The 15,384-nt window shown below is 63.5% G+C and carries 13 protein-coding genes and 1 pseudogene; 2 read left to right on the forward strand and 12 right to left on the reverse strand.

The genetic code is table 11. From position 1 onward, the window contains the following. Position 1: 1 nt before the first annotated feature. From LB555_RS14350 to cyoA, 9 genes are all read right to left on the reverse strand, one after another. Positions 2-1,264 carry a DUF763 domain-containing protein gene (locus tag LB555_RS14350; RefSeq protein ID WP_015316471.1) on the reverse strand — a complete coding sequence of 421 codons (1,263 nt, stop codon included), beginning with the start codon at positions 1,262-1,264 and terminating at the stop codon, positions 2-4. Between the two features lie 78 nt (positions 1,265-1,342). Beyond that, positions 1,343-1,951 (reverse strand): cysteine hydrolase family protein, encoded by a 609-nt coding sequence (locus LB555_RS14355; protein ID WP_015316470.1) that lies wholly within the window; start codon positions 1,949-1,951, stop codon positions 1,343-1,345. A gap of 229 nt (positions 1,952-2,180) precedes the next feature. Further along, positions 2,181-2,717, reverse strand: a complete 537-nt coding sequence (locus tag LB555_RS14360) for a response regulator transcription factor (protein WP_015316469.1) — start codon at positions 2,715-2,717, stop codon at positions 2,181-2,183. Then, complete coding sequence (locus LB555_RS14365) at positions 2,707-4,059, reverse strand: ATP-binding protein (protein WP_015316468.1); 1,353 nt, start codon at positions 4,057-4,059, stop codon at positions 2,707-2,709. The genes LB555_RS14360 and LB555_RS14365 overlap by 11 nt, the downstream gene beginning before the upstream one ends. After that, a complete protein-coding gene (locus LB555_RS14370) occupies positions 4,056-4,862 on the reverse strand; it encodes an SURF1 family protein (RefSeq protein ID WP_224683123.1) in 807 nt (268 codons plus the stop codon). The genes LB555_RS14365 and LB555_RS14370 overlap by 4 nt, the downstream gene beginning before the upstream one ends. Beyond that, positions 4,859-5,236 (reverse strand): cytochrome o ubiquinol oxidase subunit IV, encoded by a 378-nt coding sequence (gene cyoD / locus LB555_RS14375; protein ID WP_224683124.1) that lies wholly within the window; start codon positions 5,234-5,236, stop codon positions 4,859-4,861. Before cyoD ends, LB555_RS14370 begins: the two co-directional genes overlap by 4 nt. Next, positions 5,233-5,859 carry a cytochrome o ubiquinol oxidase subunit III gene (gene cyoC / locus LB555_RS14380; protein ID WP_140793965.1) on the reverse strand — a complete coding sequence of 209 codons (627 nt, stop codon included), beginning with the start codon at positions 5,857-5,859 and terminating at the stop codon, positions 5,233-5,235. The genes cyoD and cyoC overlap by 4 nt, the downstream gene beginning before the upstream one ends. 2 nt (positions 5,860-5,861) lie before the next feature. After that, complete coding sequence (cyoB, locus tag LB555_RS14385) at positions 5,862-7,859, reverse strand: cytochrome o ubiquinol oxidase subunit I (RefSeq protein ID WP_224683125.1); 1,998 nt, start codon at positions 7,857-7,859, stop codon at positions 5,862-5,864. A 10-nt stretch (positions 7,860-7,869) separates the two neighbouring features. Beyond that, positions 7,870-9,051 carry a ubiquinol oxidase subunit II gene (gene cyoA, locus LB555_RS14390; protein ID WP_224683126.1) on the reverse strand — a complete coding sequence of 394 codons (1,182 nt, stop codon included), beginning with the start codon at positions 9,049-9,051 and terminating at the stop codon, positions 7,870-7,872. Positions 9,052-9,256: 205 nt separating this feature from the next. Here cyoA and LB555_RS14395 point away from each other — a divergent pair, with 205 nt between their 5' ends. Then, entirely contained in the window at positions 9,257-10,579 is a 1,323-nt protein-coding gene (locus tag LB555_RS14395) for an MFS transporter (protein WP_224683127.1), read from the forward strand. Between the two features lie 56 nt (positions 10,580-10,635). Here LB555_RS14395 and LB555_RS29390 read toward each other — a convergent pair. Next, positions 10,636-10,722, reverse strand: a pseudogene (locus LB555_RS29390) (SDR family NAD(P)-dependent oxidoreductase); the annotation flags it as partial. 222 nt (positions 10,723-10,944) lie between these two features. Continuing rightward, entirely contained in the window at positions 10,945-13,014 is a 2,070-nt protein-coding gene (locus tag LB555_RS14405; RefSeq protein WP_224683129.1) for an FAD-dependent oxidoreductase, read from the reverse strand. Positions 13,015-13,236: 222 nt separating this feature from the next. Here LB555_RS14405 and argE point away from each other — a divergent pair, with 222 nt between their 5' ends. Next, positions 13,237-14,394 carry an acetylornithine deacetylase gene (gene argE, locus LB555_RS14410; protein ID WP_224586275.1) on the forward strand — a complete coding sequence of 386 codons (1,158 nt, stop codon included), beginning with the start codon at positions 13,237-13,239 and terminating at the stop codon, positions 14,392-14,394. A gap of 15 nt (positions 14,395-14,409) precedes the next feature. On the opposite strand, the gene LB555_RS14415 is transcribed toward argE, so the two are convergent. Then, positions 14,410-15,345, reverse strand: a complete 936-nt coding sequence (locus LB555_RS14415; protein ID WP_015316459.1) for a LysR family transcriptional regulator — start codon at positions 15,343-15,345, stop codon at positions 14,410-14,412. Positions 15,346-15,384 lie beyond the last annotated feature (39 nt).

Here is a 15,384-nt window from a genome sequence, read left to right on the forward strand (position 1 = left end):
GTCACGCCTTCCTGTTCTCGTCGGCGCTCAACTCATCCGGCGCCGGTTCCCAACCAAAGACACTGCGGCCGCCAAGCAGATGCGACTGGTCGAATTCGCCGGCGACAATTTCCTTGAGGCTGGGACCCGTGACGTATCGCTCGACCTGCCGCGACTGATGGTCGAGCCGCCTCAGGGCGCCGATTTCCTCTTCGCGACCGAGCCTGGCCTTTTGCACGGCGGACTTCAGCACGCCGATCGTCTCGTCATAGACCTTGAGCGGTACAGGGAACGGATGCCTGTCCTTGCCGCCATGCGCCAGCGAAAAACGACCCGGGTCCGAAAATCGGCAAGGCGCGCCATGCACCACTTCGGCAACGAGAGCGAGTGCCCTCACCGTGCGGGCGCCTACGCCCGGAACCAGGAGAAGCTCGGCAAAATCGGCTGGACCTCGCTCCGCGGCGGCGGCCATGTTGCCATGAAGGCGATGCATCACGACGTCGCTTTCGCGAACGTCGTGATGAGCCGGCATGATCAGATGCGGCAGCAGGGGCTGCACCGGAGCCGGTGCCGTACCGGGCTCCAGCGCGGCGAACTCCCGAAGGATGCGGTCCGGCCCAAGATCCTGGAGGAGATCAAGCTGTCCCTGGCGCGAGGCTTCGGCGCGTCGGTCGGTCAGGTTGACGATCTCGCCCTGGTTGGCGCCTTCGATGGCGGCATGCGGCTGGTCGACAAAACTCTTCAAACCTTCGGACAGCCAATGATAGCGGCGCGCCACCTTGCTGTCACCGTTCATGCCTTGCTGCACCACCACCCAGTCGCCGTCGTCGGTGACGATGAAGCCATGCAGATAGAGATCGAACCCGTCCTGAACGGCGGCGCTGTCCACCTTGGCGACAAGCCGGCTTGCGGTTGCAAGGCGGGCTCCGTCGAAGCCGATGCGCTCGCCAATGGCGGCAAGCTCGTGGGGGGTTTTGCGCGAATGCGCTCCACGGCCGCCGCAGACGTGGATACCGAGTTCGCCCGACAGCGGCGTGAGGCCGCGTTTCAAGGCGCCGACGACGCTGGTGGTGATGCCGGACGAATGCCAATCCATGCCCATGACCGCGCCGAAGGACTGGAACCAGAACGGATGCGCCAGACGCCGCAGCAATTCGTTGCGGCCATAGTGATGGATGATCGCCTCGCACATGACGGCACCGAGACGCGTCATGCGGTCGCCCAGCCATTTCGGCACGCGTCCACCGTGAAGGGGAAGATCAGCACTGCCCGATCGTTGCGCCACGTTTGCCTGCTCCAATGTCCGCGATTGGGACAGATAAGCACTACAGACCCCGCAGGGAAGGCTGACGCTACACTGGCGTCAAGTCCAGTTCGAGAGAACCGTTTCCATCTCGACTGTCTCGACCTGCTGCGCGAAGCGCTGGTGATAGACGGTAAGCAGCGCGTCATGCGTTGCGTCGGAAGAGCTGCACAATGCGTCGGTGACGAGCACCACGCGATAGCCGAAATCGATGGCGCCGAGCACGGTGGCTAGGACGCACACATCGGTTTCGCCTCCCGTGACGACCAGCGTGTCGATCTCGCGTTCCATCAGAAAGGCCCTGAGGCGCCCTTCGAACCAGGGGGAATAGATGTGCTTGTCGATGACTGCCGCCGGCGGACAGTAAGCGGCGAGCGCCGGCAACAATTCGATCATCTCCGGCCCGATATTGTCGATCGCCATGGAGGCCCAGCGCTCATAATAGCGTTTCCATGTACCAGCGCCTTGCCCCGGCCTTTGCGCAGGCAGGAAGCGCGTGAAGACCGTCTGTTCCGCACGCCTTTCGACCAGCCTCTCAATTTGAGGCAGGACACGGGTTATCCAAGGCGTCGCCCAAGGCGACGGTTCGGCAAATAGCTTCTGCATATCCACACAGACATGCATGCACCGGTCGCCCAATGGGCCATAAGCCAAGCCTGGCATCGACATCAACGCATCTCCGACCGGCGGTGCGTTCTCATGACTTCCGGCACTGCCATCCGGATACGCAACGCCGCATGCGGGAACTCGTTCCTGAGCCGCCGGCAGGAACCGACGCGGGTGGCCAGCGTCTCCGCCGCGGTGAACGGAGGCGCTTGCATAAAACTGTCGGAGCTATGGGGCGGTCCTTTTCCAAGGCTGTGCCGAGAGCGGCACCGCGGCTCACCGGACCTTCCCGCTATCTCACCACACGCTTCTCGAGCTTGCGGGCCAGGGTGCGCCGATGCAGGCCAAGCCGGCGCGCCGTTTCGGAGATGTTGAAGCCGGTTTCGACCAGCGTTTCGTGGATGCGCTCCCACTCCAGGTTCTTGATCGAGGTGGGCCGGCTGGAAAGCGGTACGGAAATGTCGCCCTCGGCACGGCCGAAGGCGGCTTCGATATCATCGGTGTTGGCGGGTTTGGCCAAGTAGTGGCTGGCGCCGAGCTTGATCGCCTCGACCGCCGTGGCGATGCTGGCAAACCCTGTCAGCACGACGATCCTGATCGACGCATCGCGGGCGCTGAGCAGCTTGACGCACTCCAGCCCGGAACCGCCGGCCCCAAGCTTGAGATCGACGACGGCATAAGCCGGAACGGATTTTTCGAGGGCGTCGAGCAAGGCTTCCCTGTCGTGGCAGACCATGACGTCGTAGTCGCGCTTTTCGAAGGAGCGCTTCAGCGTCTTGGCGAAGGTCGTGTCGTCCTCGACGATAAAGAGGGATCTATCAGGCCTCATGATCATCTCCGTCGGTCAACGCCGCGAGCGGCAGCGAAAGCGTAACACAGGCGCCCTGCTCCATGTTGCGCGCGGAAAAATCGCCTCCCAGTTTCCGGACCACATTCATGACAAGGAAAAGACCAAGACCGCCCCCTGGCCGTCCCTTGCTCGACATATAGGGCTGGCCAAGCGCTGCCAGAATAGTCTCGTCGAAACCCGGCCCACGATCGCTTACGGCAATCACCAGTTTGTCGTCCTGCCGCTCGGCGGTGACGCCGACCCAAGCCTGCGACGCTTCCTGGGCGTTGTCGAACACGTTGAAGATGACCTGCTTCAACGCCGTGTCGGACACGATCTGCTCGTCCGGGTCGAAGTTGTTCGTGTATTCCAGCTTGAATGGCTGGCGACTGATGCGCCATTCCTCGACCAGATCGTCGAGGAAACCGCGAATGGTGGTGCGTATCGTTCCCTCGCCCCTGGCCTGGCCGGAAGACATCAGAATGCCGGACACGATGCGCTTGCAGCGCTCGATCTGCGCCCGCATTTCGGCCATGTCGGCCGCCAGTTCGCGGTTGCGTGCAAGGGTGCGCATCTGGCGCCAGTCGGACAGGATGACGGATATCGTGGCAAGCGGCGTACCCAGTTCGTGCGCGGCGCCGGAAGCCAGCAGGCCCATGCGCACGATGTGGTCCTCCTCGGCCGAGCGCTGGCGCAGGTCGGCGAGATAGGCATCACGTTCGCGCAGGTTGCGGTCGATGCGCGTCATGAAGATCACGATCAGGCCGGCGGCCAGCACGAAGCAGATGAACATGCCCCTGATATGCAGGGACAGGAGATCGCTGCCGCCATGATGCGGGATGGCGATCGGCTGGAAAAGGAAGATGAGGAAGACGAAGCAGGCCGACGCGGCCGCCACCAGGATCCAGGTAAACCTTGGGGTCAGCAGTGCCGCGCCGAGCGTGATCTGCAGAAGGTAGAGCGATACGAACGGATTGGACGCGCCGCCGCTCAGGTAAAGCTGCGTCGTCAGTGCCGCCATGTCGAAGATGAGCGCGACGAAGAGCTGGGTGTTGGTGATCGGCCTGATACCGCGCAGGACCAGCAAGCTGAAGATGTTGAGGCCAACCAGGAAAAGCACAACGCCGGCCATCTTCGCCAGCGGCAGCGGGATCTCGAACCAGTATTGCGTCGCCAGAATGGTGAGCACCTGACCCGCCACCGCCAGCCAACGCAGTTGGATGAGCAGGAACAAGTTCTTCCTGTTCGTTGCTTCGGGATTTGGTACCGCGCCATTGTTGGCGGCAAGGGACGCCGTCACCAGCGATTTGTCGCGGCGGAGCGCTTGCGTGGGAACGCTCATCTTGCTGGTCCTTGCCGCTGGGGGCGGCCGGTCATCGGCTTGGCCAGGGCGAGGGCAAGCATCGCAGCGAGCGTGAACCAGGTCAAAGCATAGATGAGGTGGCTGTTGCGGAAAGTCACGACGGTCAGCCCGCCGTGTGGCCAGCCGTCGATGCCGGATGCCTCAGCATCAACAAAATAGGGTGCGACATCCGTCAGGCCGCGCGCGGTTGCGATGGCAGCGACATCCCGCGAATACCAGCGATTGCCCGTGGTGTCATTCTTGCGCAGGAAGCCACCGCCTGGCTCGCTCATGCGCAACAGTCCATCGATGATGACCGGCGCGGTTGAGCCGCCGCTCTCTTGTCCGAACTCGGCCTTGCGCTTCGGGGGAATGAAGCCGCGATTGACCAGCACGACGAAGCCACTGTCGGTCCGCATCGGCGTCAGCACCCAATAGCCGCCGCCAAGCTCCGTCACCGCCTGGACCAGCGTGTTGGCGCCGCCCAGGAAGCGTCCGGCCAATCGCACATGGCTGTATTCGTAGCGGGCCGCGGTGATGCCGTTCCAGCTCTCCGGGCCAGGCGCTTCGAAAACCGGGGCATGAATGCGTTGGTCGACACGGGCGATCAGGTCGAGCTTCCAGGCCCGCCTCTCCAGCTGCCATATGCCGAGCCCGACAAACACCAGCACGCCGAGGAGCCCGAGCAGCACAAGGACAAGGCGCGATGCGGACGACCGGCCGGCGCCCTCTTGCGACGCGGGCCGCGGACCGATGCCCGTCGCCTCGGTGTTGGTTCTCCCAGAGCCCGCAACCGGGCTCATGGCATCTCGCGCATGTCGTGCAGCCCCGGCATCATGTTGGCGTTGAGATGATACATCACCCAGAGCGAGCCGGTCAGTACGATCACGACCAGGATCAGCGTGAAGATCAGCGCCAGCATCGACCATCCGCCTTCCGAGGTGGTGTTCATATGCAGGAAGAAGACCATGTGGAGGACGATCTGCGCGACCGCGAAGGCCATGATGACGATGGCCGTCGCCTGCTTGTCGTCGATGGCGCCGCTCATGACCAGCCAGAACGGGATGGCGGTCAGGATCACCGACAGGATGAAGCCGGTCAGATAACTCCGGAACGATCCGTGTGCTGCTCCACCATGGGCGTGGCCGTGACCCTCGGCATGATCATGAGCGCTCATCGCAACATTCCCATCAAATAGACGAAGGTGAAGACGCCGATCCAGACGACGTCGAGGAAGTGCCAGAACATCGAGAGGCACATCAGCCGGCGGCGGTTCGCCTCGACGAGGCCAAATCTCGCGACCTGAGTCATCAGCGTCACCAGCCAGACGATGCCGAAGGTGACATGCAGGCCGTGCGTACCGACCAGGGTGAAGAAGGACGACAGGAAGGCGCTGCGCTGCGGTGTCGCGCCTTCATGGATCATGTGCGAGAATTCGTAGAGCTCGATCGACAGGAACGCCAGGCCGAACAGGCCGGTGACGGCGAGCCAGGCTTGCGTCGCCCCTATGCGACCCTTGTCCATGGTCAGCATGGCGAAGCCATAGGTGATCGAGGAGAAGAGCAGCATGGCGGTGTTGACCGCCACCAGATCGAGGTCGAACAGGTCCTTGGGCGCCGGCCCGGCCGCGTAGTTGCCGCCAAGCACGCCATAGGCGGCGAACAGCATCGCGAAGATCAGGCAGTCGCTCATGAGATAGAGCCAGAAGCCGAGCATGGTGGAGCCGCCTTCGGCGTGCGCATGCTCCTCTTCCAGGTGAAAGACCGGTTCGGTGCCGGCCGTGATTGCTGTCGATGCCATGCTCAAACCCCAGCCCCGAGGAGCGTCGTCCTCGCCTCTTCCGTCCGAATGATTTCGGTTGCCGGAATGTGGAAGTCGCGGTGATAGTTGAAGGTGTGGCCGATCGCGGTGGCGATGAGGCAAACGAAGCTCAGCGCCGCCAGCCACCAGATGTGCCAGATCAGGGCGAAGCCGAGCGCGACGCTGAAGGCGGCCAGGATGACACCGGTGCCGGTATTGCTGGGCATGTGGATCGGCTTGAAGCCGGCGAGCGGCCTGGTGTAGCCGGCCTGCTTCATGTCAAACCAGGCATCGTTGTCGCGAATGACAGGTGTGAAGGCGAAATTGTAGGCAGGTGGCGGCGAGGAGGTCGACCATTCGAGCGTGCGGCCGTCCCATGGATCGCCGGTCGGATCGGCAAGCGCCTCGCGCCTGCGGATGGAGACGAAGATCTGGATCAGGAAGGCGGCGATGCCGCAGGCGATCAGCACCGCGCCGAAGGCGGCGATGACGAACCATATCTGCAGGGAGGGATCATCGAACACGCGCATGCGGCGTGTCACGCCCATCAGGCCGAGCACGTAGAGCGGCATGAAGGCGAACCAGAAGCCGACCACCCAGCACCAGAACGAGACCTTGCCCCAGAACGGGTCGAGCTTGAATCCGAAGGCCTTGGGCCACCAGTAGGCAATGCCGGCGAACAGCCCGAACAGCACGCCGCCGATGATGACGTTATGGAAGTGCGCGATCAGGAACAGGCTGTTGTGCAGCACGAAATCCGCCGGCGGCACGGCAAGCAGCACGCCGGTCATGCCGCCGACGGTGAAGGTGAGCATGAAGGCCACCGTCCACATCATCGGCAGTTCGAAGCGGATGCGGCCCCGGTACATTGTGAACAGCCAGTTGAAGATCTTCGCTCCCGTCGGGATCGAGATGATCATCGTCGTAATGCCGAAGAAGGAATTGACGCTGGCCCCGGAGCCCATGGTGAAGAAGTGGTGCAGCCAGACGAGATAGGACAGAATGGTGATGACCACCGTGGCGTAGACCATCGACGTGTAGCCGAACAGGCGCTTGCCGGAGAAGGTCGAGGTGACTTCGGAAAAGACGCCGAACAGCGGCAGGATGAGGATGTAGACTTCCGGGTGACCCCATATCCAGATGAGGTTCACATACATCATCGGATTGCCGCCAAAGTCATTGGTGAAGAAGTTGGTGCCGACATAGCGGTCGAGCGCCAGCAGCGAGAGCACCGCCGTCAGCACCGGGAAGGAGGCGACGATCAGCACGTTGGTGCAGAGCGACGTCCAGGTGAAGACGGGCATGCGCATCATCGTCATGCCGGGCGCCCGCATCTTGATGATGGTGCAGATCAGGTTGATGCCCGACAGCGTCGTGCCGACACCCGCCACCTGCAGCGCCCAGATATAATAGTCGACGCCGACGTCGGGACTGTAGCCTATGCCGGAAAGCGGCGGATAGGCGAGCCAGCCGGTGCGGGCGAATTCGCCGACGAACAGCGAGGCCATGACGAGGATGGCGCCGCCGACCGTCATCCAGAAGGAGAAATTGTTGAGGAACGGAAAGGAGACGTCGCGGGCGCCGATCTGCAGCGGCACGACGAAATTCATCAACCCGGTGACGAAGGGCATCGCCACGAAGAAGATCATGATGACGCCATGGGCGGTGAAGATCTGGTCGTAGTGATGTGAGTTCAGGTAGCCCTCGGAGCCATTGAAGGCGATGGCCTGCTGAAGGCGCATCATGATGGCGTCCGAGAAGCCGCGCAGCAGCATGACCAGCCCCAGCACCATGTACATGATGCCGATCTTCTTGTGGTCGACGCTGGTGAACCATTCACGCCACAGGTAGCCCCACAGCTTGAAATAGGTGATGACGCCTAGAAGCGCGATGCCGCCGAGTGCCACCGCGGCGAAGGTGGCGACAACGATCGGCTCATGCAGCGGCAGCGAGTCCCAGGTGAGGCGGCCGAAAATGAATTTGGTCAGCGTATAGGGCATCGCAAGTCTCTCACAATTCGCGCCGCAGCAGGCCGAGGGCCGGCGTATCGGCCGCCGCGCTGCGGCTGTCTGTCCGGGGCCGGAGCAGTCCCGCCCCGCGCAGCGGGGACAGGTTCTTCACCGGCCAATAGGTCGGCCGGGCATCGCGCGACGCGCGCGAGACGGCAGCGGCCTCCTCCGCCGTGCAGATGCTGGCGACATAGGAGGGGTCGTTTCCGAACACCGCGCCGCGCCGGGCGAGCTTGTCATATTGCAGCGGCAAGGTGTTGCGCACGCCCGCAAGGCCGAGACCGCCCTTGGCGTCGATCGACATCATCTCGTCCATGCACATCTTGCCGCGCTCGACGCACAGATTGAGGATGGCGCCATAGAGATCGGGATCGACGGAGGCGTAGTGGCGGACGGGTTCGTTCTCGCTCGGCTTTTCGAGTTCGAGATAACTGTCGCGGTTGAGAGCCGCGGATGCGGTCCTGGCCTGTGCCACCCACTGGCTGAAGGCATCATCGGATAGGCCGTGGAAGGCAAAGCGCATGCCCGAAAAGCCGGCGCCGCTATAATTGGCGGAGAAACCGCTATAGGTGCCCGGCCGGTTGATGACGGCGTGCAGCTTCGTCTCCATGCCCGGCATGGCATAGATCTGCCCGGCGAGGGCTGGAATGTAGAAGGAATTCATCACCGCCGAGGAGGTGATGCGGAAGTCGATCGGCTGGTTGACCGGCGCCGCCAGCTCGTTGACGGCAGCGATGCCGTAATCGGGATAGATGAACAGCCATTTCCAGTCGAGCGCCACGACCTCGACCCTGAGCGGCTTGTGCAACTGGGTGACGGGCTGGCCGGGTTCGATCCTGTCGATCCGGCGGTACGGGTCGAGCAAATGCGTGCCGAGCCAGGTCAGCGCGCCAAGGCATATGATGATGAGAAGCGGTGCTGCCCAGATCACCAGTTCCAGTTTCGTCGAATGATCCCAATCCGGCGCATAGGTCGCCGAGGCATTGGAGTGCCGGTAGCGCCAGGCGAAAAAGACAGTCAGCGCCATGACCGGGACGATGATGATCAGCATCAGCAAGGTCGAGACCACCAGCAGGTCGCGCTGCTGGGCCGCGACATCGCCTGCCGGCGCGAGCACGACCATATCGCAGCCGCTCAACAGCCCGGTCAGGGGAAACAGAAGCAAGGCCTCAAATCGTTTCATCAGATGCTGCCCTCGATGGACCGCCGCACGCGGAGGGATGTTGCGGTGCGGTATCAACAAAGGGCTACTGCCGGCGGCGGCGCGCTGACATTGGACAATTTGTCCAATGCCCAGCCGGGGTGGGTCTGGCACAGTGTGCCGCGCACAATGGAATCCCTGTGATTGGGTCCCAGATATTTCATTCCACGCGGTGGCGACGGACAAGATGGCTCAGACTTCGACTGCCGAAACAAACAGCGGGCTGATCGGCTCGGACCACGGCCAGGTCAGCGCGGGCGATATCGCGGTCGGCGTGATCGTGGGCAGGACGTCGGAATTCTTCGACTTCTTCGTCTATGCGATCGCGTCCGTCATCGTGTTCCCAAAGCTGGTGTTTCCGACGCACGACCCGCTCGTCGGAACGCTCTACTCCTTCGCCATCTTCGCACTGGCCTTCATCGCCCGTCCGTTCGGCTCCGTTCTGTTCATGGCCGTCGATCGCGCCTATGGCCGCGGGGCGAAATTGACGATCGCGCTGTTCCTGCTCGGCACCTCGACCGTCGCCATTGCGTTCCTTCCCGCCTATGGCGATATCGGCGCGCTTGCGATCTGGCTTCTGGCGCTGGCCCGCATCGGGCAGGGCGTGGCGCTCGGCGGAACCTGGGACGGACTTCCCTCGCTGCTGGCGCTGAACGCGCCTCAGAACCGGCGTGGCTTCTACGCCATGATCCCGCAACTCGGCGCGCCGATCGGCCTCATCGTGGCGAGTTCCCTCTTCGCTTTCTTCGTCGCCAACCTGTCGGCCGACGACTTCCTTGCCTGGGGCTGGCGCTATCCTTTCTTCGTCGCCTTCGCCATCAATGTCGTGGCCCTGTTTGCCAGGCTGCGCATTGTGGTGACGCCCGAATTTTCAAGATTGTACGAGAGCGGCGACCTGCAGCCGACGCGCATCAGGGATACGGTCAGGGCCGAAGGCCGCAACGTCGTCATCGGCGCCTTCGCGCCGCTGGCGAGTTTCGCCCTGTTCCACATGGTGACGGTGTTTCCGCTCTCCTGGGTGTTCCTGTTCACCAATGAGGGGCCGGCGCGCTTCCTGACGATCGAGGCGGTGAGCGCGCTGTTCGGCATCGCGGCCATCGTCGCGTCGGGGCCACTGGCCGATCGTGTCGGACGCCGTGCGCTGCTCGGCGGTTCGGCGATCGCCATCGCGACGTTCAGCGGCTTTGCCCCGCAGCTCCTGGATGGCGGCACCGTCGGGGAGGCCCTGTTCATGGTGTTGGGCTTCATCCTGCTGGGGCTGAGTTTCGGGCAATCGTCGGGCGTCGTAGCATCGAGCTTTTCGCGACACTATCGCTATACCGGCTCGGCGATAACCTCGGATCTCGCATGGATGTTCGGCGCCGGCTTCGCGCCGCTCGCAGCCCTGCTTTTGGCCGGCAATTTCGGCCTCATCGCGGCGGGCGCCTACCTGCTCTCGGGCGCGGCCTGCACCTTGCTTGCCTTGTGGATCGACGGGCGGCGTTCGGTCGCGGATCGTCCGACCGACTGAACTCTATAAATGGCGGGAAGGGTCAGCGAGCGTCGCCGGAGCCGCTGCCCTCCCGGTCAGCGGAACATCGAGCCGCCATCCACGTCGAGCGCGGCGCCGTAGACGAAGCTCGCGGCGTCGGAGCAGAGGAACAGGATCGCTGCGCGGCAAGGTAAGGCCTCGCCGAATACACCGGCGCCGTCACGCTCCTCCATGTCGAGCTGGACAGTGGTCAGACCTGCCTCGTCATCCACAATCAAGGACCGGCCACAATCAAGGACCGGCGCCCGAAACCGGCGCCGAGGTCGGCCTGTGGGCCGAACCCGGGCATCTGCACTTCTTCGGCCAGGAAGGGCGGGCGATCTGATCTGCCGCGCCCCGGCGTTCTATTCCGCCGCCAGTGCGGCGACTTCCCGCCGAAATGGCAATGCGTCGCCGATGTCAGGTTCGTCCAGCTCCCGGGCGAAGCGATGGCCGGCATAGGTTGCCCAGGCGATCGGCCCCGGTGCTTCGGCGTCGCCAATGACCTTGACCGAACGGATGCCGTTGTCGGCCCACTCGTTTTCCCGCGCCTTGAGCTCGCGCCAAACGGCGTCGTCCTGATTGCGTGACGTGACCAGGACGACGGCATCGGCCGCCAGATCCTGTTTAGCGCCGGTGTAGACGCAGGCCGTCACGACGCCACCTGAAGCGACACTCGTGACGGTCCTGTTGAGGACGATATCGACGCCGAGTTCAGCCAAGCGGCGGTGAATGGCCCCTTGCTCCAGCGTGTTGCGGGTCCAGTCCGAGACATAAGCCGATGGCGTCACCAGGGTCACCTTCGTTCCCCGAAGCGCCATCAGCTCGGCGAGAACGCCGCCCATGTAATAGTGGTCGTCGTCGAACAGCACGACCTTGCCGGCCGGAACCTTGCCGGCCATCAGATCGTCGGGTGAGTAGACCGGCATCGCGGCGTCGATCGGCATCGGCACGACATGGGCACGCGCGACGCCGTCGCGGCGCCAGGTCGATCCGGTGGCAATGGCGACGTTCTGGAAGCCGAACGAGAGGATGTCACCGGCCGACAGCCGGCTTTCGAAATAGATGTCGACATTGGGCATCTGGCTGAGCTGATACTGCCGATAGTCGCGCACCCTGCCCCAGGCCGACAGGCCTGGAAGTTTGCTTTCGCGCGCCACGCGTCCGCCAAGCTCGGTGCCCGCTTCCGCGATGGCCACTTTATAGCCGCGCAGGCCGAGCGCACGCGCGGCCTCCAGTCCGGCGGGCCCGGCGCCGACGATCAGCACGCTGTCGCTGTCGCCTTTCGCCTGCATGCGCTCAGGATGCCAGCCTTTGCGCCATTCCTCCATGAAGGTCGGGTTCTGCGTGCAGCGCGAGATCGACATGGTCATGTCGCCGGTGATGCAGATGTTGCAGCCAATGCATTCGCGGATGTCCTCGATACGCCCCTCCTCGACCTTCCTCGGCAGGAAGGGATCGGCGATCGACGGGCGCGCGCAGCCGATGAAATCGAGCGTGCCCGACCTGATCATCCTGACCATCACGTCGGGCGAAGTGAAGCGGCCGACGCCGACGACCGGCTTCGAGGTCAGCTTCTTGATGCCCGATACCAGGCTTTCCTGCGCCGCCTCGTCCTTGAAGCGTGACGGACCCGAGCAATCCTCCCAGGCGCCGTGCGCGAGATCCCAAAGATCGGGCAGTTCGGCATGCATCTCGATCATGTCGCGGACTTCCGAATTGGCGAAGCCGAGTTCACCGATCATCTCGTCCAGCGACAGCCTGAGCGTCAGGCCGCACGTGTCGCCAATCGCGTCGCGCCCTTCCTCGATCAGCTCGCGCATCAGCCGCGAACGGTTTTCCAGCGAGCCGCCATATTCGTCACCGCGCTGGTTGGTGGCCGTCGATAGGAAATGCTGGATGATGCCGAAGCCATGCGCGCCATAGAGGCAGACAAGGTCGAAACCCGCCTGCTTGGCGCGTTTGAAGGCATTGCGGTGCCAGCGGCGCAGGTCGCGGATATCCTCTCTCTCCATGGCGCGCGCCTGCACCGGATCATTGGTGAAGGTGCGGATCGGCAGGGCCGACGGCCCGCGCGGCACCTCCTTGGTGTAGAGATTGGGGCCGTTGATGCCGGAATAGGCGAGCTGGATGCCAGCCAGCGCCCCGTGCTCGTGCATGGCCTCGGCCATCTTGGCCAAAGCCGGAATGTCGGCGTCATCCCATAGCCGCAGTTCGATGAAGGGCGTGATCTCGGAGGTATGGTGCATCTCCGTCTGCTCGGTGAAGATCACGCCCCAGCCGCCTTCCGACTTGATGCGGCGCATCTCTGCCGCCGCCGATGGATCGCGATAGCCACCGCCATTGCAGTGCGGAACCTGATAGAAGCGGTTCTTGGCCGTCACCGGACCTATCTTCATCGGCTCGAACAGGATGTCGTAGCGTGGGTCGCGCATGTAGCTTCCTCCCTGCCGGCTCGGCACCGCCGGTGCTGCCGAGACTACTCATAAGTTCGAGCCGGTGCGGGAAAACTACGGATTTCTTCTGTGCCGATTAGGACGCGCCTAATCGCGCGCCGGCGCGAATTAGTCTGCGTTGAACCGGGGCTGAGCGAAATGCGACTTCAGAGCATCGGCGGCATGATGCTAGACAGCCAGAACCCGACCGAGAGACAGAAAATGGACAGCATCAGGATTCTCGAACGGCTGATCGCATTCCCCACGGTGAGCCGCGACTCGAACCTCGACTTGATCGGCTATGCGGCCGACTTGCTCGAAGCGAGCGGCGTTGCCTGCCAGATCGTCCACGGCGCGGACAGGCACAAGGCCAACCTCTTTGCCACCATTGGCCCGGCAGGCAGACCCGGTGTCATGCTGTCCGGCCACACCGACGTCGTTCCCGTGGACGGCCAGAACTGGACGCTGCCTCCCTTCGAAATGACCGAGCGTGACGGCAAGCTTTATGGGCGCGGCGCGGCGGACATGAAGGGTTTTGTGGCCTCTGCGCTCGCCACCTGCATCAAGGCCTCCAGGATCGCGCTTCGGACGCCGTTGCATCTGGCGCTCTCCTGTGACGAGGAAGTCGGCTGCCTTGGCGTGCGCGACCTGATCGAAATGCTGAGTGCGGCGCCGCAGCGCCCGCTGCTGTGCATCGTCGGGGAGCCGACCAACATGCAGGTGGCGACCGGGCACAAGGGCAAGCTTGCCGCTCGCGCCGTCTGCAGGGGACGCGAAGGCCATTCGGCGCTCGCCCCGCTGGCGCTCAACGCGATCCACCTCGGGTGCGATTTCGTGCGCGCCTTGCGTGACGAACAGGAACGGCTGGCCCGCGACGGCGCCCGCGACGGCGACTACGACATTCCGTACACGACGGTTCATGTCGGCAAGATCAATGCCGGCGTCGCGCTCAACATCGTGCCCAACCTCTGCCACGTCGATTTCGAGATCCGCAACATTGCCGCCGACGATGCCGCCAGCATTCTCGACAGGCTGCGCGCCGCCGCGGTGCGCATTGCCGGGGACGCCGCTTCGATCGCGGCAGAGGCAGCGATCGACATCGAGATCACCAACACCTATCCGGGCCTCGACACGCCGGCCGCATCGGAGGCGGTGGCCTTCGTCAAGTCGCTGACCGGTGCCAACGACACGATGAAAGTCGCCTTCGGCACGGAGGGCGGATTGTTCAGCCGCGATCTCGGCACACCTGCCGTCGTCTGCGGGCCGGGCTCCATGGCGCAGGGCCACAAGCCCGACGAATTTGTCAGCGTCGAACAGCTGCGTCGTTGCGACGCGATGCTGGACAGATTGCTGGAACGGCTCACGGACGGCTGGCCGTGAGCCGCATGGCAGGCCTCACTTCACGATGCGCTCGGTACCGAAGACGCCCTGCTCGACGACGAAGCGGCGACAGTGGTCGATGAAGGCCTGCACCGTCAGCGTGCGATGCTCGGCGTTCGGCAGGGCAATTCCTATAGTCAGCGGCCGGAGGTCGCCCAACAAAGGCACAAAGACCAGCAATTTGCCGTCCGGCGACATGGTGTTGAGCGGCCGCATATTGGCGATGCCGTAGCCGAAGCCGTTGGCGACCATCGAGCGCATCACGGCGATGTCGCCGGTGCGCTCGACGATCTTGGGCCGCAGGCCCCTGGGCTGGAAAGCCGACAGGAAATATTCCCTGCTGTAGGGCAGGTCAAGCAGCACCATCGGCTCATCGACCAGCTCCTCGGGCGTGATACCTGCCTTCGCCGCCAGGCGATGCGCGGCCGGCAGCATGACATAGGCCGGCAACTGCATCAGCGGCTCGAAAGTCATGTCTTGCGACAGCTCCAGATCGTAGGTCAGCGCGGCGTCTATTTCGCCACGTTGGAGCATCTCGAACAATTGCCCCTGGTTGCGCTCGAATTGCCTGACCCGCACATCGGGATAGGCGTCCTCGAATTTCTTGCGCAGTGCCGGCAGCACGATCTGGGCGAAAGTGAGCAGGCAGCCGATCGCCAGCGGTCCGCGCACCTTTTCGGCGATATCCCCGGCAATGTCGTGCAGCGCATCCGCGTCGTTAAGCAGACGCGCTGCTTCCTTGAGGAACAGGCGCCCGCCCGCCGTCAGCGCCAGCGCGTGCGAATGCTTGCGCACGAAAAGCTGCACGCCGAACTCGGCTTCGAGCTGAGCGATCGACGCCGAGATCGATGGCGGCGAGACATTCACCTGCTCGGCCGCCTTGGCGATCGAACCCGCTTCGCCAACGGCGACGAAATATTCGAGTTGTCTCAGCGTGAAGCGAAGCGGCATGGTGGCTATGTTGCCGGTTTGCAGCCGGCGATCAAGTCG

Source organism: Mesorhizobium sp. BR-1-1-10 (genome assembly GCF_020165595.1).
Taxonomy (GTDB): domain Bacteria; phylum Pseudomonadota; class Alphaproteobacteria; order Rhizobiales; family Rhizobiaceae; genus Mesorhizobium; species Mesorhizobium australicum.